This window comes from Rubripirellula lacrimiformis (genome assembly GCF_007741535.1).
GTDB lineage: Bacteria > Planctomycetota > Planctomycetia > Pirellulales > Pirellulaceae > Rubripirellula > Rubripirellula lacrimiformis.
In genome coordinates, this window is the sequence record NZ_CP036525.1 from 4,126,988 (window position 1) to 4,145,022 (window position 18,035).

Here is an 18,035-nt window from a genome sequence, read left to right on the forward strand (position 1 = left end):
AACGATAACGTGGTGGCAAGGCAGCAGACGTGTCTACAGAATCTCATTCTTAACTCGAGGGCTAACGGGGAAATCAAACTGGGGTGGCCCAACAGTTTATCCGCCCTCGTCCGCCCAATGTTGTCCTGTCACCCACAAACAGGCTGAATTCCGTCGCAAATAAATCGCGCCCGGAATGTGATTTTTCACACCTCGCGGCGCTTCAACCCACACGGTCGATCATGTCGATTTTTGCGGGAACTGCCGAAACACGTTGATCGCGATGAAGATCGATACGGTCAACAAAATCGACCCGACCAATAGTGGCGCACCGGGCAATTGCACCGGAGCCGAATCGCTGATGAAGTAGCTGAACAACAGCGTATTGAAAAACAACGGTGCGATGATGTTCGTCAGACTTGTCAAAGATGTCAAAGCGCCCTGGATCCGTCCCTGTTCGGTTTCCGAAACCGATCCCGTCACCAAACTTTGAATGGCGGGTGCCGAAACGCCGCCAAAGGCGCCAAACACGATGATGCACGGGATCATCCAACCCTCGGTCGCCAATCCATACCCCGCAAACGCCAGCGCCGAAATGATCGTTCCGCCGATCACGGCACCCCGTTCGCCGAACCGCTTGATGACCGGCCGAACCATGCCCCCCTGAACGATGATCGCCATCACCCCGACCAAGCCCAGTGCCAATCCGTTGGTCGATGCGTCCCAGCTGAAACGGAAACCCGTGTACAGAACCCAGACGTTTTCCAGCCCACGTTGGGCCAACGATTTGCAAACGAACACCGCGGCCAAGGCGGCCACCATCGGGTACGCGCCCAAACGGCGGATCGAACCAAGCGGATTAGCGCCTCGCAGCGTAAAGGGAGTGCGTTTGTCGGGCGCAAGTGACTCGGGAACGACAAAATAGCCGTACAACCAATTCACCAAAGCCAAACCAGCGGCAACAAAGAACGGCAGTCGAAGACTGATGCCGCCAAGCAATCCGCCCAGCGCCGGTCCGATCGTAAACCCAAGGCCAAACATCACGCCGACCAAGCCAAAGTTTCTCGCTCGCGTCTCGTCCGTCGAAACGTCCGCGATGTACGCGTTTCCGGTCGTTAACGACGCACCCATGATCCCGGCCAAAATTCGGCCCACGAACAACCAAAAGATGTTCGGCGCGAATCCTTGGATCAAGAAATCGATTCCCAATCCAAACATCGAAACCAACAACACCGGGCGTCTGCCGAATCGATCCGACAGGGCACCGATGATGGGCGCGAACAGGAACTGCATCAACGCATAGGTAGCACCGATGACGCCAACATAGCGGCCAGCTCTCGAAAAGTTCTTGGTGGTGTCCAGCACCTCGGGCGTAGGCAAACTGGTCGCTGCCGCTTCGCCAAAGGCGGGGCTGACCTCCGTTTCGATGACGGATGTCACCGGGTCTTCGCCCACCAATTCACGAACCAATTCAGGCAACACCGGGATCACGATCCCAATGCCCAGAATGTCGATGAAAAGAGTTAACAGGATGAACGCGATCGCGGCTTTCCGCGGCTGCTTGGTCGAATCAGTCATTTCCTAAAACCACCCAGCCACTTGTTTCAGTCCATCAAGGGCATCGTCCAACGGCCAGTACTCCAGCCCGACATAGCCTGCGTAAGGCGTCTTTCGGATCGCATCAAAGATCTGTGGATAGTTCAATTCGCCGCGAGTCAGTTCGTGACGGCCCGGGTTACCGGCTGCGTGAAAGTGCCCGATCTTGGCAATGTTTTCGGTCAGGTTCGCAATCACATGACCTTCGCTGATCTGTTGATGGTAGATATCGAACACGACTTTGACTTGCTCGCTATCGACCTGATCAATGATCTCGAACGCCTCGTCGCTGCGGACCAGATAGTAGCCGGCGTGATCGATTCGCTCGTTCAGGGGTTCGATCACCAGCGTGATTCCCGACTGATCCAACAATTTTGCCGCTGATTGGAGGCCTTCGACCAGACAATCGTGTTGTTCTTGGCGGTCGACTCCGACGCGAAAGTCGCCGACTTGCGAAATCAACGTGGGGCACTTCAATCGCTGGGCGGCACTGATCGATTCGCCAAGCCCGTCCAGATACTCGGCTCGCGTGGCCGGATCGACCAGCGACACAAATTTGGTGCAACAAGCCGAAATCTGCATCGAATGTTGGTCTCGAGCCGTTTCGATGGCGTCGAGGTCCTTGTCCCACCAGCCCCAAAATTCGAATGCTTGGATCCCCGTGGACGCGACTTTGGCGATCGCATCCGCTGAATCGAGCTCTCCCAGCACCGCATCAATGCAGACGGAGGGTTGAAAATGGGGCAACGGACTTGTCATTTGGGCGTTTCCTTCGCAGTTGTGGCTCGTTCAGCGATGAATAATACTCTTGGAGTTCGTTTTACCCACCCCGCCTTCCCCGGATCCCACTCCATGAGATTTGCGAAACGTCATTTCGCGACCGTCGCCACGTCGGTTGCCATGAGTTTGCCCCTTTCCCTCGCTGGCCCTTTTTCGCTTGCTGCTCCACTGGCACACGCTGAAACACCGGTCAATCAGCTATCCCAGTCCGAACAACGAAGCGGTTGGAAGATGCTGTTCGATGGCAAAACCACCGACGGATGGCGCAACTATAAAAAAGACAAAGTTTCCGACGGCTGGAAGATCGAGGACGGCGCGCTGGTCCGATCCAAGAAAGGCGCCGGCGACATCATCACCAAAGATAAGTACGGTTCGTTCGAACTGTCGCTGGAATACAAGATCAGCGAAGCCGGCAACAGCGGAGTGATGTTCCATGTCGCTGAAACCGATGGCCCGCCTTGGCACACCGGTCCGGAAATCCAAGTTCAGGACAATGTGGACGGCCACGATCCGCAAAAAGCAGGTTGGTTGTACCAGCTGTACAAACCTTCGGCACCCAGTTGGTCCAAGGACCAATCGGTCGTCGATTCGACTCGCCCAGCCGGCCAATGGAATCAGCTTTACATTCGCATCGCCAAGAATGACTGCGAAGTCTGCATGAACGGCGTTCGATACTTCCGTTTCAAACTTGGCAACAAGGATTGGAAGGAACGCGTCGCGGCCAGCAAGTTTGCCAAACTGGCCGACTTCGGAAGCTTGGGCGAAGGCTACATCTGTCTTCAAGATCACAATGACTTGGTTTCCTATCGCAACATCAAAGTACGCGAGATCGCGGATGACGGATCGGTTCCACAACCGATCGATGGCAAGCTAGGCATGTCCAGCAATCTGGCCTTTCCAAATCTGAAATGGGATCAATGGGAAGCCGTGGATGATTCCGGCAAGATCCGCGACTTGCGTTTGCTGGAACTGACCTTCGCCAACGACGATAGCAACCGGTTGTACGCCGCGTCGCAATACGGTGCGATCTGGTCGTTCGATAACCAAGCCGATGTTTCGGATTCCAAGCTGGTCCTAGACCTGCGTGGCAAAGTTCACGATTGGAAACGATCGGGTGCCAACGAACAGGGTTTGTTGGGATTGGCAATGCACCCCGATTTCAAGAACACTCGCCACTTCTACGTCTACTATTCGCACCCTAGCGAATCGAAGTCGGTGCTGTCGCGTTTCACCATGTCCAAGGACAATCCATTGGTGGCTGATCCCGCATCGGAATTGGTGCTGATGGAAATCGATCAACCGTACCAAAACCACAACGGCGGCAGCATCGAATTTGGTCCTGATGGATTTCTGTACGTCAGCCTTGGTGACGGCGGCGACCGCAACGATCCGCACGGCAACGGGCAAAACCTGGCGACCCTGCTCGGTTCGATCCTGCGAATCGATGTCGATCATCCTGCCGATGGAAAGAACTACGGAATTCCTGCGGATAACCCGTTTGTCGATGTCAAAGACGCACGTCCAGAAATCTTTGCATACGGCATGCGTAACCCATGGCGAATCGCTTTCGATCCCAAAACCGGCGATCTTTGGGCCGGCGATGTGGGGCAAGAACTATGGGAAGAAGTCGACGTGATCACCAAGGGTGGCAACTACGGCTGGAGCACCCGCGAAGGTTCACACGCGTTCGGCAACCGATCGGCTTCCGAAAACGCCAGCGATCCAATCGAACCGGTTTGGGAATACGACCACCAGATCGGCAAGTCGATCACCGGCGGACGCGTCTATCGCAACAGCCGACTGCCCCAACTCGACGGCCGCTACATCTACGCCGACTATGTCACCGGTTCGGTTTGGGCGTTGACGTTTGACCCTGCCACCAAGACCGTGATTCGGAATGAACAGATCATTCCGGATAGCGTCGCAGTTTTGGCGTTTGGTCAAGATGCGGCCGGCGAAGTCTACGTGCTGACCAACAGCACACGCGGCGAATGCATCTATCGCTTCGACGGTGCCGCTGCGGGATCCGAGGCTGCCAAGAAGTAGAGCATTGATTTGCTCCGCAAGACAATGGCGTCGCCGGTCACGGCCGGCGATGCCATGAATCCGTTGCCCAGTTCCGATTCGGCAACCAGATCAAATTCTGGACCCGGCCGAATCGTCACGATGGTGCCCGTGACACTGAAGAAGTAAATGTAGCCGCTAGCAAAGATCGGCGACGCTGCGTATTCTTTGCCGATTCGCTTCTGCCACAGCACTTTGCCGGTCTCAGGTTCCCGACATGACAGCACGCCATCGTCGCTGTTCATGTAGATCAGGCCGTCGACCAGCAGTGGCGACGACTTCTTGGGGACCGATTTGCGTTCGGACCATTCAATGTGGGTCCCAGTGACGTCGCCGTGTCCATCGGGACGCACCGCGACCATCCCGCCACCACCGTTGGTGATCAAAACCAAATCGCCGAAAACGATCGGACGGGCCGATGCGTTCATGCCATCGTGGTAGACGGTCCAAATGGGCTGGCCGGTGTTGGGTTCGTACGCGATCGTTGCCACCGCGCTGGGCATCACGACCTGGGGTTTTCCATCCACCATCACGACGGTACCAGTGCCGTAGGCTTTCATCCGGTCGCCGTTGTCGGTCCCGTAATTGATGTCTCGGTCGCGTTTCCAAACGGTGTCGCCGGTCTTTGCGTCCAGTGCCACGACGTACTGGACATCAAAGCCGTCAAACGCAAGGAACAGTTTTCCGTCAAACAGGATGGGTGACGAAGCCGGTCCGCGGTGATGGTCGCATTCCAAATCGGTGCGTTTCCAAACCACTTCAGCACTAGATCGGTCCAAGCAAGCCGTCAGCGAACTGCCGAAGTGAACGAATACATTCTCTGCCGTTACCACAGGCGTGGGCGTCGCGTAGGTGTTGGCCGGATAGCAAAACGGCGGCTCCTCTTCACGCAGGATGACCAGATCGTGAATCACCTTGCCCGTGTTGCGATCCACACACAAGACGCTACGTTGCTTGCCGTCCTCGGCCGCCGTCGTCAACCAAATCTGGTCCTCCCACACCACAGGGCTAGACCAGGCGCGACCGCGAATCGGAATCTGCCATTGGACCACGCTGTCGTCCAACTTGGTTGGCAAGTTCGCATCGTCGGCGTGTCCGGTACCGCCGGGGCCACGAAATTCGGCCCAGTTTTCGGCGGCTACCGCTGACCCAACTATCCCCATCAACAAAGCAGTCAAAACAAGTTTGCGCATCGATATCTTTCGCCAGTGAATTCGTCTTAGCCCTCGTTGGACCACTGGGCTTCATCCTAATCATTTCGCCACACCGTCGTCACGGGTTCGCTAGCGATTCACCGCTTTCGGCGCAGCCAGCATCCATCGACGCGGTGCGGCAAAAAAGGGGGCAAACACGCCTGCCGGATCACTGCCTGGGCAATGCCAACCGTTCCACGCTCTCCAATTCAGGCCCGCCACCACGATTTCCACTGCCCGACGCGGTGTAAACGTGGTCGCCCACGATGGCAAATCCGCTGCCGTGTCGACCGCGCTGGAGCGATGGCCAGCGTTTCCAGGTGTCGTCACCCGGCGACCAAACTTCGACCTCGTCATGGGCGGTCTTCTGGTCACCACTTTCGCCGCCACCGATGATCAGGGCGCCGCCGAAAGTCATCGCCATATTTCCGGCGCGAGCAACGGGCAGTGGTGGGGGCGTGGCGGAGGTTTGCCATCGGCCCGTCCGGATGTCGTAAACATCCACTTCGGGGACCGTCAACTGAAACGTCTGCTTGGTGGCCTGGGATGTGGTCCGTCCGCCGGCAGCGTAGATCTTGTCGCCAATCAGGACCGCCTGAAAGTGATCTCGAGCGTGCGGGGCGTCCTCCAAAACTTCCCAATCACCGGTTCGCGGGTCATAACAGTCCAACCATGCCGTCGAGCCACCCACGTGGCCATTGGTGATGCCGCCCACCAAATAGATTTTGTCGTCATGAACCACGGCGCCCGCACCACCGCGTCGACGCGATTCGGGGATCCCGTGCACGAACTGGAAGCTGTCGGTAGCGGGTGAGTAGACGATGATCTTGTCCAGTGGCGTTTCGCGCGGATACCCACCCGTCATCGCCCCGATTAAATAGACACCCTGGCCCCAAACCACGGCTTGGAAATGGTGCAGTTCCATCGGCGTGGATGACTTGGCGGACCATGTGGCCGTCACGGGATCAAAAACATCCACCGGGTTGATACGCCGTCCGCCAATCAGATAGACCTTGCCATCGAACGCAGCCAAGGCCGCTTCGTGCCGGGCGGTCGGCTTCCCCGTGGCTTCGACCGTTTCCCATTGCCAGGGTTCTTTCGCGTGCGCCAACGTGCCCAATGCCGTGATGGCAAAACCGGCCGCGAGGATCAAACGCATGGTAGGGCTAGCTGGGATCATGTTTCTGTCAGGGAGAAAGAGGAAGCAACACGCGATGGGCCAGTGGAGGAATCGATTGGGTGGACGAGTCCACGAACCGTCGTTCCCCACAAGTCTGTCAGCCAGGCAGGCAACACCGCCAATCGGGTCACACTAAAGCTGGCGTGACATAACGCTCGCCGATGCCGCAAAGTCCCAGCCCAGCAACATACTAATGCCAAAAGTCAAGGCGACAACGCCACAAGATCCCACCCCGCAGCCCCAAATCGTTTAACCGCGTGGGCATCGCCCCGTGCGTCCACCACCCGCGTAACGCAAAAACGCGCGGCCCGATGGGCACGCGGTTAAACGACGGTGACCAACCCCCACGCCCAGATCGTTTAACCGCGTGGGCAACGCCCCGTGCGTCCACCACCCACGCAACGGAAAACGCGCGGCCCGCTGGGCACGCGGTTAAACGACAGCGACCAACCCCCGCCCCAAAATCGTTTAACCGCGTGGGCATCGCCCCGTGCGTCCACCACCCACGCAACGCAAAACGCGCGGCCCGCTAGCCACGCGGTTAAACGACGGTGAGTGATCCGCATCGAGTATCCACCCGCTCCCCAAATCGTTTAACCGCGTGGGCAACGCCCCGTGCGCCCACCACCCAGGCAACGCAAAACGCGCGGCCCGATGGGCACGCGGTTAAACGACCGCGGTAATCACGCACCGAGTATCCACCCCGATCGCGTCCCCTGTCGTTCACTCGACTCGCACTCAACCGTTAGAACAACCGATTCTCGCCGTCTGCGTTTGCGTCGTCCTCGTCATCGTCGCTGCCGAACAGCGTATCGATCGCAGTTTGGCCTGGATCGATCACGAACTCCACTTGCTCGGATCCGGGCCCGCCGACAACGCCCAATCGATTGATCACCTGCAGCGCATCCAACGCGGTGATGGCGTTGTCACCGTTGACGTCAATGTCGCTGGTGCCGTTGATGAAGCCCAAGATCGACTGATCAATCCGCTCGATCACGTCCGAGATCGGTCCGATACCGCTGCGATCCAGATAGTTGATGATCCGCAACGCATCCAACGCCGTCACCTGACCATCGCCGGTTACATCGAATCGATCCAGCGGGTTTTGCAGCAGCGGTCGAAGATCGCCGACCAACACTTCGACGATCGGAATGCCGCGGACCAACGCGGCGATTTGATCACCGAACGCTGCGACAGAATTGCCCTGTTTCAGGACGCGAGCCATCCCGTCGGACGCCGATAGACGCAGTTGGTCTTCGCCGCCGCTGGACAGGAACTCGATCTGTTCCCCGGCGGGCAACTGACGCGAATAAGTCGTCCCGTTGACGGAAAAATTCGCTGTGTTGCCGATTGTCATCAGCTCGAACACGTCGTCGCCTGCGGTTCCGGCCACGATCGGTAACATCGTGCCAGAGACCAGGTTGTTGATTCGCAGGTCAAAGTCGGTGTTGCCGCCATAGATCGCGATCCGTACCGCTTGGCCAGCGGTGACGTCGATGTCCAGCCGTTCGTTGCCCGCTTGCGGTGTTGCAACGGCCAAGAAACGTCCCTGGTCATCCAACAAGACAAAACGGATGGGACCATCGGTATCACTGCCGACGACTGTTTCAACGGTCAATGTCCCGGCCTGACGCGCGGTCAGCGCGAACTGCACCGTGGTGCGATTCGACAAACTAAGACCTTCCAGCAGTTGGAAATCGACTTCGCCCAGATCCGTTGCCGGACCATCGATCAACGGGAAATCGAACCCTAACCCCGCCAACGTGCTGAACGATTCAGCAATCAACGCGTCAACGTCCGCCAAGCTTGCGGTCGGAAAGTCGCTTTGTGGGAAGATCGAAATCGAAATACCGCCGTCGGTGGTCTCCGTGGTCAACTGTCCAACCACGACGTCACCGTCAATGCCGACACCGCGGTCGGATCCCGATCCGGTCAGAATCAATTCGCCCGATGACGAATACCTTTGCCCGTCCGGATCATGGTCGGTGAACAGGAAGTCGTCGCCCGCACCGCCCAGGATCGCATCGGTTCCATCACCACCGAAGATCGCATCGGTGCGGTTGCCGCCGATCAAGATGTCATCGCCGGCGCCGCCCGACAGCACCGAGATCGGTGACGTGCCCACACTGCCGCCGCCCGCATCATTGATGATGACGTCGTTGCCAGCTTGTCCGTCGATAAACAGGAACTCGACATTGCCAACTTCGGTCGAAGTGCGAGCGGTCGCGTCGGTCATGATCGATTGCACCAGCAACGCGTCGTTGCCCGTCGTGCCCAGGACGCTGACGACGTCGTCGCCGCCACGCCCATCGACGGTCAGCACGTTTCCGCCAGCTGCCGAGGTGCGTACCTCGATCGAATCGTCGCCTTCGCCCGTGGCCAGTCCGATCGTTTCAAATCCTTCGAACGATACCAATCGAATGAACGATCGAGTGATCGTTTGATCGACCATGTCGACCGAAACCTTCTGGCTTGTGCTGGCCGAACGAACATGGACGTTCAGCGTGTCGCCAGTGGCCGAAGATGCGGGCGTTGATTCGACGTACTGAGACGTTGCGTCATACGGATTGTTGGGCGACACCAAACCACCAGTACGTATCCGTCGGTTAGGCCCCGACTGGCTTCCTCCGGAAACCATAACGGTTCCGGCCACCGCGGTGTCGGCAAATGCGTCGCCAACATTGACGGTGTCGTTGCCGTCGCCACCGTCAATGGAAACGGAGTTGCCCGAGTTCAGCGAGTTGATGGTGACCGTGTCATCGCCGCCAAAGCCAAGGATTTCAAAGTTCTGTGGCGGGGTACCAGGCGACGCGGCCGATCCGTCGTTGATGGTGACCGTGTCGTTGTCGCTGGAACCGGTGATGCGAATCACCGACACCGTCCCTGGGGCAACTCGCTGAACCTCGTTGCCGTTGACGGTGACCACGTAAACATTCGATACCGCATCGAAGGTGACGTTGAACGAATCGGCCGCGGAATCACCTGCGGAACCCGGCGCGGAATCGTTGGCGTCGATGTCGCCATCGTTCAGCGGTGCCGCAAGCGATGATTCGAATGCACCGATGTCGATCGCAGGTCCTTGCGGCCGTGCCACCCCTCGTTGGTCTTGCGTCAAACCGAACATCGCGCCGGCATCCAGTGCTGGCGATCCGGCTAACAGTGCATGGGTCAGCGTGGGGCCGCCGTTGTCCGATAGGGGGCCCAGCAGCGGATCGACGTCGACCGGATCCGTCGATCCGGTGATGATCAGTCCGGTTGGGTCACCAAACAGGTTATTACCGCCACTGGCCAGCGCTCCTGCACCGTTCGGGTTGGTGGTCGCCGTGTTTGTCGCCAAGATCGAATTGGAAATGATCGCCGACGTGGTTTCATAGTTGATACCGCCACCGACCGCCGCCGCGTTCTGGGCGACCGTGACGCCTATCAACGTCAGCGCGCCACCTTCGACCGACATCCCGCCGCCTTTGCCCATCGCCGTGTTGTCGGAAATCGTCGTGTTGACCACCGACAGCGAACCACCGGCGCCGTCGCCAAAGATTCCGCCACCGTCAATCGCTTCGTTGCCGCTTAGCGTCGACCGGGATACCGACATGATTCCGACAGCACTGTTCCAAAGGCCGCCGCCTTCGTTGCTGGCCGTGTTGCCCGCAACAGTGGTCGATACGATCGAAACGTTGCCCGCGCCCGTCACGTGCAGCGCACCGCCGTTGCCAGGACTGGACGCGGCCGTGTTGTTGGTCAAACGGCTGTTGGTGATCGTCGTTGACGAACCCGCATTGTCTTCGATGCCACCGCCGGCTCGCGAAGCTGCGTTGGACGACACTTCCGAATTCTGAATCACCAAGCTAGCACCGACGTTGTTCAGGATGCCCCCGCCACTGCCGCTGGTTCCGTTGGCGACATTCTGGATGATCATGCTGTTGCCGCGTACGATCAGTTCGCCCGCTTCGTTGAACAACCCGCCACCGCCTTGATCGGCGGCGTTTCCGGACGCGGTGTTCTGCGAAACCGTGGTCCCGTCGACGATCATTCGGCCCGATCCGTTCCATAGACCACCGCCTTCGGACGCCGCCTGATTGTCGCTGACAATCCCGCCGATGATCGTCACGTCACCGCTTCCGGAAACATGCAACCCACCACCGTTGCCCGGTGCGGCGGTTGCCGGAGCCGTGCCGGCTTGGTTTTGGTCCAACGTCACATCGGTCATCACGACCGTCGAATTGGTACCGGTTTCGATTCCGCCCCCAGCACGATTGGCGATGTTTTGGCGAATGATCGAATCGGCAACGATCAGCGTTCCGCCGGCATCATTCAGAATTCCGCCGCCGCTGCCTGCGGCCCCATCGGCAACGTTGCCTTCGATGCGAGTTTGGTCATCGATGCGAACGGTTCCCGACGAATTGAAGACACCGCCACCACCTTGGTCGAATGCATCACCGCTGGCCGTGTTGCCCGAAATGATCACATCCGACAGCGTCATCCGCGCGCTGCCATTCCACAGTCCACCACCTTCCGACGCCGCCACGTTCCCGGCGACCGTCGTGCCGGTAATGGACACCGATCCGGCACCGGTGACGTGCAATCCGCCACCGCTGCCGGGCGCGGCCGATCCCGATGGGCCAGCCGTGTTTGCCGATAGAGTCACGTCGGTCAGCGATGTGGACGAACCAGAGGTCGATTCGATACCGCCGCCGGCGCGATTGGCAACATTGTTGGTAATCGAACTCGAATCCACCAACAACGTTCCCCCCAAGTTCATGATCCCGCCGCCGCTGCCGGACGCACCATCGGCCGTGTTGTTGATGATGGTGACCGTGCGAACCATCAGTGTTCCGCCGTTGTTGAAGATGGCGCCGCCACCATCGTCGGCCGCGTCGCCGCTAGCCGTATTTCCCGATAAGGTGGTGCCGTCGACGGTCATCAAACTGCTGTTGTTCCACAGCCCGCCACCCTCGCGACCAGCCGTGTTGCCGGTGACCGCACCATCGGCGATCGTGACGACTCCGTTGTCGCTGACGTGCAACCCACCACCGTTGATGCCGGTGACGTTGTTGCCAAGCGTCGTCGAAAACAGTTCCAGTGTTCCAGAGTTCTCGATGCCGCCACCCGCACGCGCGGCACTGTTGGCCGTGATCGCGGTTCCGGTAACACGCAGCGTCCCCGTGTTCAGGATGCCGCCGCCGTTGCCCAGCCCGACGATCGCTGTGTTCTGGTCAATCGTGCCTCCCGCGATCGACATGGTTCCGCCGCTGAAGATCGCACCACCGCCTTCGCCGGGTTCATCGGCACCGGACGAATTTCCCATCAGATCGGTGTCGACCAGATGCACGTCACCGGCTTCGTTCAGAATACCACCGCCGTTTTCGAGGGCTTCATTCCCCGAAATCGTGGCGTCGGTGATGGTCAAACGCCCACCGACGGCTTGCACTTCTGCGACGGCAACCGGCGCCGTCACGCGGAACGCCATCCCGTTGCCCAGGTCGACGCCACCCGGCGCGGTTCCCATCGTTGCCGCATCGATGGCGTCGGAGACCGCTTTGTCGATCGATTGACCGTGCAGCACAATTTCTCGCAGCGACAACGGCGACAGATTGGCGAACTGGCGAGCCTCGTCCGGATCCGTCAAATCAAACGTGTAGGTCGTGTCCAGGGTGAAATCCGTGCCGTTGGGAAACAACGCGGCCGGATCGATGTCGCTGGAACCCGCTAAAGACAAAAAGTGGGTCAGCGGCGGAACGCCAGCGGGCGGGTTGGAACCATTGGGCGCCGCGTCACGCATTTGAGTCGACGTCAAATTCAACAACACCGGACCGTACTTGGGGCGACCTTCCAAGAAATCCAGGAAACCGTCCGCCACCGTCCGTCCGTCATCCTCGCCCAACGATGGTGCGACCGATGCTGTTGGCGGGGCCGCGTTGCCGGTGCCTCCGGTGCCATCAAAAAAGACTCCATCGCCTTGTTCCAAAATGGGCCGATCGGCGTTGCCCGCAAACTGTCCGTGGATATGCGCCACGTGGATCGCGCCGGGAATACCGCTCAGGTCCTCTAGCCCCGTGGCATGGATGACGACTCGAATCGTGCGAGTCGTCGCGGTCGGTGAACTGACCGTCACATTGCCGGTTCCGGAGACTCCCGATGTGTTCAGCGGTGTGAAGTTCAACGAATACAACTGGTCGGCCGTCGACGACCCGGCGTCGTTGTGGATGCCACCGCCGCGAGTCGCGATGTTCTGGGTGATCGTCGTGCCGGTGATCGTCATCTGGCCGGTGGACGAATTCCAAAGACCGCCGCCTTCGATGGCTGTGTTGTTTTGAACGCTGCCGCGGACGATGGTAACCGCGGAATCCGCGGACACGTGCAGCCCGCCCCCGTTGCCCGGACTGGGGACTCCGAACGCGACCGAGTTGCCATCGGCAGGGTTGGTGCCACCCAGCGTCACATCGGTCAGCGTCGCCAACACGCTGCCCAGTTCGATACCGCCGCCCGCTCGGTTGGCCAAGTTGCCGGCGATCACTGTGTCGGTGATCGTCAACTGGCCGCCGCGTGACAGGATCCCACCGCCGCTGCCCGCGATTCCGTCGGCAGTGTTCTCTAGGATGTCCGAATCGCTGATCGTGACGGTGCCGTCGATACTTAGAATCCCGCCGCCGCCATCACCCGTTAGGATCCCATCGGCGCTGTTCCCCGAAATCGTCGTGGTGGACACGGTCAACGACCCACCGTCCACATTCAAAATCCCGCCGCCGCTGCCGCGGGTTCCCACCGCCATGTTGCCGCTGATCGTGGCACCGGAAACGTTCACGATGCCGCCGCTATTGAAGATGGCTCCGCCACCGTTGTCGGCGTCGTCATTGCCCGCCGTATTGTTACTCAGCTGGGTGCCACCGCTGACCATCATGGTTCCCGATCCGTTCCACAGACCGCCGCCTTCGTTGGCCGCTAGGTTGCCGCTGACCGTGCCGCCGGTGACCGTGGCATCGCCCGCGCCGGTGATGTGCAGCCCGCCACCGTTGCCCGGTGACGCGACGATTCCCGCCACGTTGTCATCCAAGGTGACGTTCGTCAGCGTGTTGATGGTGCCCGCGGTCGCCTCGATTCCGCCGCCGGCTCGGTTGGCTTCGTTTTGACTGATCTCCGATGCCGTGACGACCAACGTTCCGCCCAGGTTCAGGATCGCGCCGCCACTGCCGGCCACACCATCGGCCGCGTTGTCTTGCATCGTTGCGTTGCTGATGTCGACCGAGCCGCCATTGTTGAAAACCGCCCCACCGCCATCGTCCGCTGCATCGCCGCTGGCCGTGTTGCCGGAAATGGTGGTGCCATCGATCGTCATCGTGGCCGTGCTGTTCCACAATCCACCGCCCTCTTGGGCCGCGGTATTGTTGGTGATCAATCCGCCCGTGATGGTGACGCCGGCGTTGCCCGACAAGTGCATGCCGCCACCGTTGCCGGGGCGTGCGACCGCTGGGGAAACACCCGCGTTGTTGTTGCTGAGCGTCACGTCGGTCAGCGTGTTGGTCGAGTCCGTCGTGGATTCGATCCCACCACCGGCGCGATTGGCGACGTTGCTGTCGATCGTCGTGTTGGAAACCATCAGCGTGCCGCCGAAATTCATCAGCCCGCCACCGCTGCCCGCTGCTCCCGATGCCACATTCCCGCTGATCGTCGAATTTGTGATGGTGACCGATCCGCCATCGTTGAACAACGCACCGCCGCCCTCAGTGGCCGCGTCGCCATTGGCCTCGTTGCTGGTTAGCGTCACACCGTCCAGCACCAGGCTTTCCCCAGCCGCGACCAGGATCGCGCCACCGTTGTCCGCCACACCGCCGGACAACGTGATTCCGCTGATCGATACACTGGTGCTGCCGGTACCGACCGAAAAGACTCGGCCGTTGCCGCCGCCATCCACCGTGATGTTTTCCCCGGCGCCTAACGAGATGTCCAGCGAATCGACAATGGATAGTTCGCTGCCAAGCGTGATCGTCATCGCCGACAATCCGGCTGCAAAGGTGATCGTATCAGTCGCTGCACCTTCGCCCGCGATCGCGTCGCCGACAGCCGAGTTCGTGTTGGCCGCTTCGATCGCCTCTCGCAAACTGACCAATCCGTCGACGGCCGTCGAATCATCCACCGTGTCAACGACATAGGCAGCCAACAACCGTCTGGCCTCTAACCCTTCGGCGTGCAGACGGCGCCGAGTTCGCTGCCGCATGCTGGACTTGCTTCGCCCGTGGGGTGGATTGCTGGACGTGGCTCCGGTGCATTCGGAAGTGCTCGATGATTCACGAGTGACGACAGAGTTCGCGAAAAGACGTGCGATACGAGAAGGACGCTTGTTCATGGTTCCGAGCTCAACAGGGTGTAGGTCTTGGTTTGTCTTCGAAGCGGATTCGAAGGAGGCACTGCAGTGACGTGTCGACAACGATCTCGCACCGAATTGCTTCAGCAATAAGCGATCCGATCTCGCCGTCCACTCGTCTTGCGCACACCCACCCAATTTAGCGGTTTGGTCCCGCGCTGCGGGCATGCGATTCACTTCCCCCATCTAAAAAATCGCGAATTCGATCGACGTTCGGCGCCGACAATGACAACCAGGGACACCGCGACGATTTTGCCGGTCCGCCGCGGCGTGCCGATGATCAGCGAGCGGGCTTCATGGTCGCCAGGTGCCATCGCCGAACCGTCACCGCCACCACCTGTTCGGCTGACACTCCGCCCGCGCCCTCGGCAAGCGGGCCGAGAATGTGATCCCGAGTGTCTTGACTTTCGGACACCCAGTGCGGGTATCCTGAGGACGTGGGGACTAGAAACAGCGGTCCCTCGCGAGAAACCGCGCTGCGGCAAGCTTGCGTTGGCAGCATCTCCATGACCGGTTCGATCCGTCGATCGCACGTCTTGTCTTGCTGGAACACTGCCGCAATCTCCACGACCGTATCCTGGGGACTCACCCATCGGCGCTGCATGGCCGGTTCCCGATCTTCGCGACCTATCAATTGCAGCGTCCGCCTTTCAACCAGCCTCCCCGACTTGCGAATTTTGCCCCTCGACCTCCAACCCTGTGCTCGGTTGACTCCTCAGCCGCCACCATCCTCCATTCGCAGAGACGCCCGTGGCCGATTCCCAGCCGTCCAGCGAAAGTGATCCCCACGCTCCGGTGGATGGCGAATCCACCCCGGCGGCGGGACCGCTTGGAAAGAAGTCCGAATTGCCTCTCGGGCTGCCTCAGCCGGCCGTGGGGCGACTGAGTCTTTATTTTCGTGAACTGCATCGGTTGATCGAGACCGGCGTGACCAGCGTCAACAGCCGCCAGCTGGGGAGACTGGTGGATGTTTCCCCGGCCGTGGTCCGCCGCGACCTCAGTGCACTGGGGACGATCGGCCGCCGGGGCGTCGGATACGACGTGCAGCGGTTGGTGGACCGGATCGGCGTCGTGCTGGGTTCGGGGACCGAGTGGAATGTGGTGTTGATCGGCGTCGGTTCGCTCGGCGACGCGCTGCTCCGCTATCGGGGGTTCCAGCGTCTGGGATTCCAGCTCAGCGGGGCGTTCGACAACTCCCCACGCCGGATCGGTACCACGATCGCGGGGGTCACCGTCCTGGATGCCGCGGTGATGGACGACTTTCTGGTCCAAAAACCGGCTCAATTGGCGATTTTGGCGGTCCCGGCCGACGTCGCCGGGGACATCGCCGATCGGCTGGTCCGCGGGGGCGTCAGCGGAATTTTAAATTTTGCGCCGACAACAATTAAGTTGCCGCCGCGGGTAGCGATCGTGAATGTGGACCTAGCCAGCGAGCTGCAGAGACTAGTTTTTGCGGTGCAAAGTAACAAATCGCCGCCATAATCGGCCGAAACAGGTAAAGTATCCCACGCAAACGGACGAAGTAAATCGAACCGAAAAGAACTTCTCCATGTCCTCTTTGGCGTCCGGCAAAGTCGTGCTAAACTTCGCCCAAGACAACCCAACAACTACCCCGTGGTGTAATTGGCAACACAGCTGGTTTTGGTCCAGCCATTCTAGGTTCAAGTCCTAGCGGGGTAGCTTCGAAAAAAGCCCGGTTTTACCGGGCTTTTTTTGTGTCTGTACGGTTTGACCTTCTCGCCTTTCTCGGCCCGGGTCACCCGCCGGGTCACCCGTTCGAAGTCTTGCGGGGGCCCACCCCCCAGACAAGCAGTCTGGGACGCGTTCAATGAAAACCCATCAAAACGCCATAGCGATCGGCGGGCACCGGTCGCTGAGGGGGGGACTTGGCTGCTCGTATTTGGCGTGGCCCGTCCGGCGGTGGAAAGAAGCACCCTGGTCCGGCGCAGGCTCTCCCACCATCGCTCGCCAGGCGCACAGCACCAGACGCGTTTCTGCGGTTGGTGCAGCAGCGGTTGGCTAGACACCCTTCATGCCAAAAGTGCGTCGACTACGAATGATTCGACACCACAGACAAATCCAAACCGAGTTTCGCCATGCAGGTGGTGGGATTCCACGGCAGCTAACCCACTGCCCGCTCAACAATTGCGGCATCGCAAGCCTGCTCGATCGCATCGACGAAGCGCGACCGCTGCTGTTTCACTTCAATCCGCTTCGACAAAAAGCGGATGCGGAAAACTTACTTCGAGTGGGCGCCAACGCTTGGGCCGCGTCGGGATCATCTCCAGTGCTACGAGTTGGTTTCGACGACGAGCCGGAAATTCCTAGATCCATCGTCATCCGTGGAACCCGAGCGGACAACTGGATCTGGCAGAAGGAAGCGATTGTCAACCTAGCATTGAAGGATCCCGACGCCAGCAAGCGATGCGTTGCGCGGATCGACCAAGATATGGCGATCGAAACCCGACTGGATGGAACGATCGCTCGCGATGATTGATGCCTGCTATCCCCATCGTTCATTCCGTTTTGGATAGTTTATAGTTGATTTATCTTGTCTACGGTGGACTGCAAATACTTCTTGTCGTAGTTGCTGAGTCGGTCGATCCGCAACTTGACGCGATCACCATCCAGCTTTTCAAGGACAACGCTCGGTACCTTCAGCTCAAGGTACTTCGCCACGGTCGAGTGTTTTCCTGTCGAATCGATCCAAGTACGAAAGTCGATTGCATCGTCCACTGGTTCGATTCGAACTATCTCGTCTTTCGAGACTCGAATATGGTTTTGTCGGGGTGTGAACAGTCGCCATGACACGCCAGCTTCGGTGAACGATACCGCTTCGTATGGGTCGCGTTCGAGATGGTGAAAATTGAAGTGTGGCCGGAGG

General features: G+C 59.5%; 10 protein-coding genes and 1 tRNA gene. 4 read left to right on the plus strand and 7 right to left on the minus strand.

Features of this window, described 5'->3' with window-relative positions; all coding sequences use genetic code 11:
* Positions 1-219: 219 nt before the first annotated feature.
* Both K227x_RS14420 and K227x_RS14425 read right to left on the minus strand, forming a co-directional pair.
* The gene (locus K227x_RS14420) at positions 220-1,557 is read right to left on the minus strand and encodes a TCR/Tet family MFS transporter (protein WP_145170480.1); all 1,338 of its coding nucleotides are present in this window, start codon (positions 1,555-1,557) and stop codon (positions 220-222) included.
* Between the two features lie 3 nt (positions 1,558-1,560).
* Complete coding sequence (locus tag K227x_RS14425; protein ID WP_145170482.1) at positions 1,561-2,334, minus strand: hydroxypyruvate isomerase family protein; 774 nt, start codon at positions 2,332-2,334, stop codon at positions 1,561-1,563.
* A 93-nt stretch (positions 2,335-2,427) separates the two neighbouring features.
* Between K227x_RS14425 and K227x_RS14430 the strand changes: the two genes are divergently transcribed.
* A complete protein-coding gene (locus K227x_RS14430) occupies positions 2,428-4,401 on the plus strand; it encodes a family 16 glycoside hydrolase (protein WP_218934011.1) in 1,974 nt (657 codons plus the stop codon).
* Here the strand turns inward: K227x_RS14430 and K227x_RS14435 are convergent.
* The 4 genes from K227x_RS14435 to K227x_RS14450 all read right to left on the minus strand — a co-directional run bounded on the left by K227x_RS14435 (position 4,353) and on the right by K227x_RS14450 (position 15,755).
* On the minus strand, positions 4,353-5,612 hold the full coding sequence (locus K227x_RS14435; protein WP_145170485.1) for a PQQ-binding-like beta-propeller repeat protein: 1,260 nt from the start codon (positions 5,610-5,612) through the stop codon (positions 4,353-4,355). The two genes, K227x_RS14430 and K227x_RS14435, sit on opposite strands and share 49 nt — an antisense overlap.
* A gap of 169 nt (positions 5,613-5,781) precedes the next feature.
* Positions 5,782-6,771, minus strand: a complete 990-nt coding sequence (locus tag K227x_RS14440) for a Kelch repeat-containing protein (RefSeq protein ID WP_145170487.1) — start codon at positions 6,769-6,771, stop codon at positions 5,782-5,784.
* A 766-nt stretch (positions 6,772-7,537) separates the two neighbouring features.
* On the minus strand, positions 7,538-15,133 hold the full coding sequence (locus K227x_RS14445; protein WP_218934110.1) for a beta strand repeat-containing protein: 7,596 nt from the start codon (positions 15,131-15,133) through the stop codon (positions 7,538-7,540).
* Positions 15,134-15,431: 298 nt separating this feature from the next.
* Positions 15,432-15,755, minus strand: coding sequence for a hypothetical protein (locus tag K227x_RS14450; RefSeq protein WP_145170491.1), 324 nt, complete (start codon positions 15,753-15,755; stop codon positions 15,432-15,434).
* Between the two features lie 146 nt (positions 15,756-15,901).
* Here K227x_RS14450 and K227x_RS14455 point away from each other — a divergent pair, with 146 nt between their 5' ends.
* From K227x_RS14455 to K227x_RS14465, 3 genes are all read left to right on the plus strand, one after another.
* The gene (locus K227x_RS14455) at positions 15,902-16,633 is read left to right on the plus strand and encodes a redox-sensing transcriptional repressor Rex (protein WP_246146808.1); all 732 of its coding nucleotides are present in this window, start codon (positions 15,902-15,904) and stop codon (positions 16,631-16,633) included.
* Positions 16,634-16,759: 126 nt separating this feature from the next.
* Positions 16,760-16,831: transfer RNA gene (locus K227x_RS14460), tRNA-Gln, on the plus strand.
* A gap of 352 nt (positions 16,832-17,183) precedes the next feature.
* The gene (locus tag K227x_RS14465; RefSeq protein ID WP_218934012.1) at positions 17,184-17,648 is read left to right on the plus strand and encodes a hypothetical protein; all 465 of its coding nucleotides are present in this window, start codon (positions 17,184-17,186) and stop codon (positions 17,646-17,648) included.
* Between the two features lie 38 nt (positions 17,649-17,686).
* Here K227x_RS14465 and K227x_RS31155 read toward each other — a convergent pair whose 3' ends face one another.
* Positions 17,687-17,887 (minus strand): SHD1 domain-containing protein, encoded by a 201-nt coding sequence (locus K227x_RS31155; protein ID WP_246146809.1) that lies wholly within the window; start codon positions 17,885-17,887, stop codon positions 17,687-17,689.
* Between the last annotated feature and the right edge of the window lie 148 nt (positions 17,888-18,035).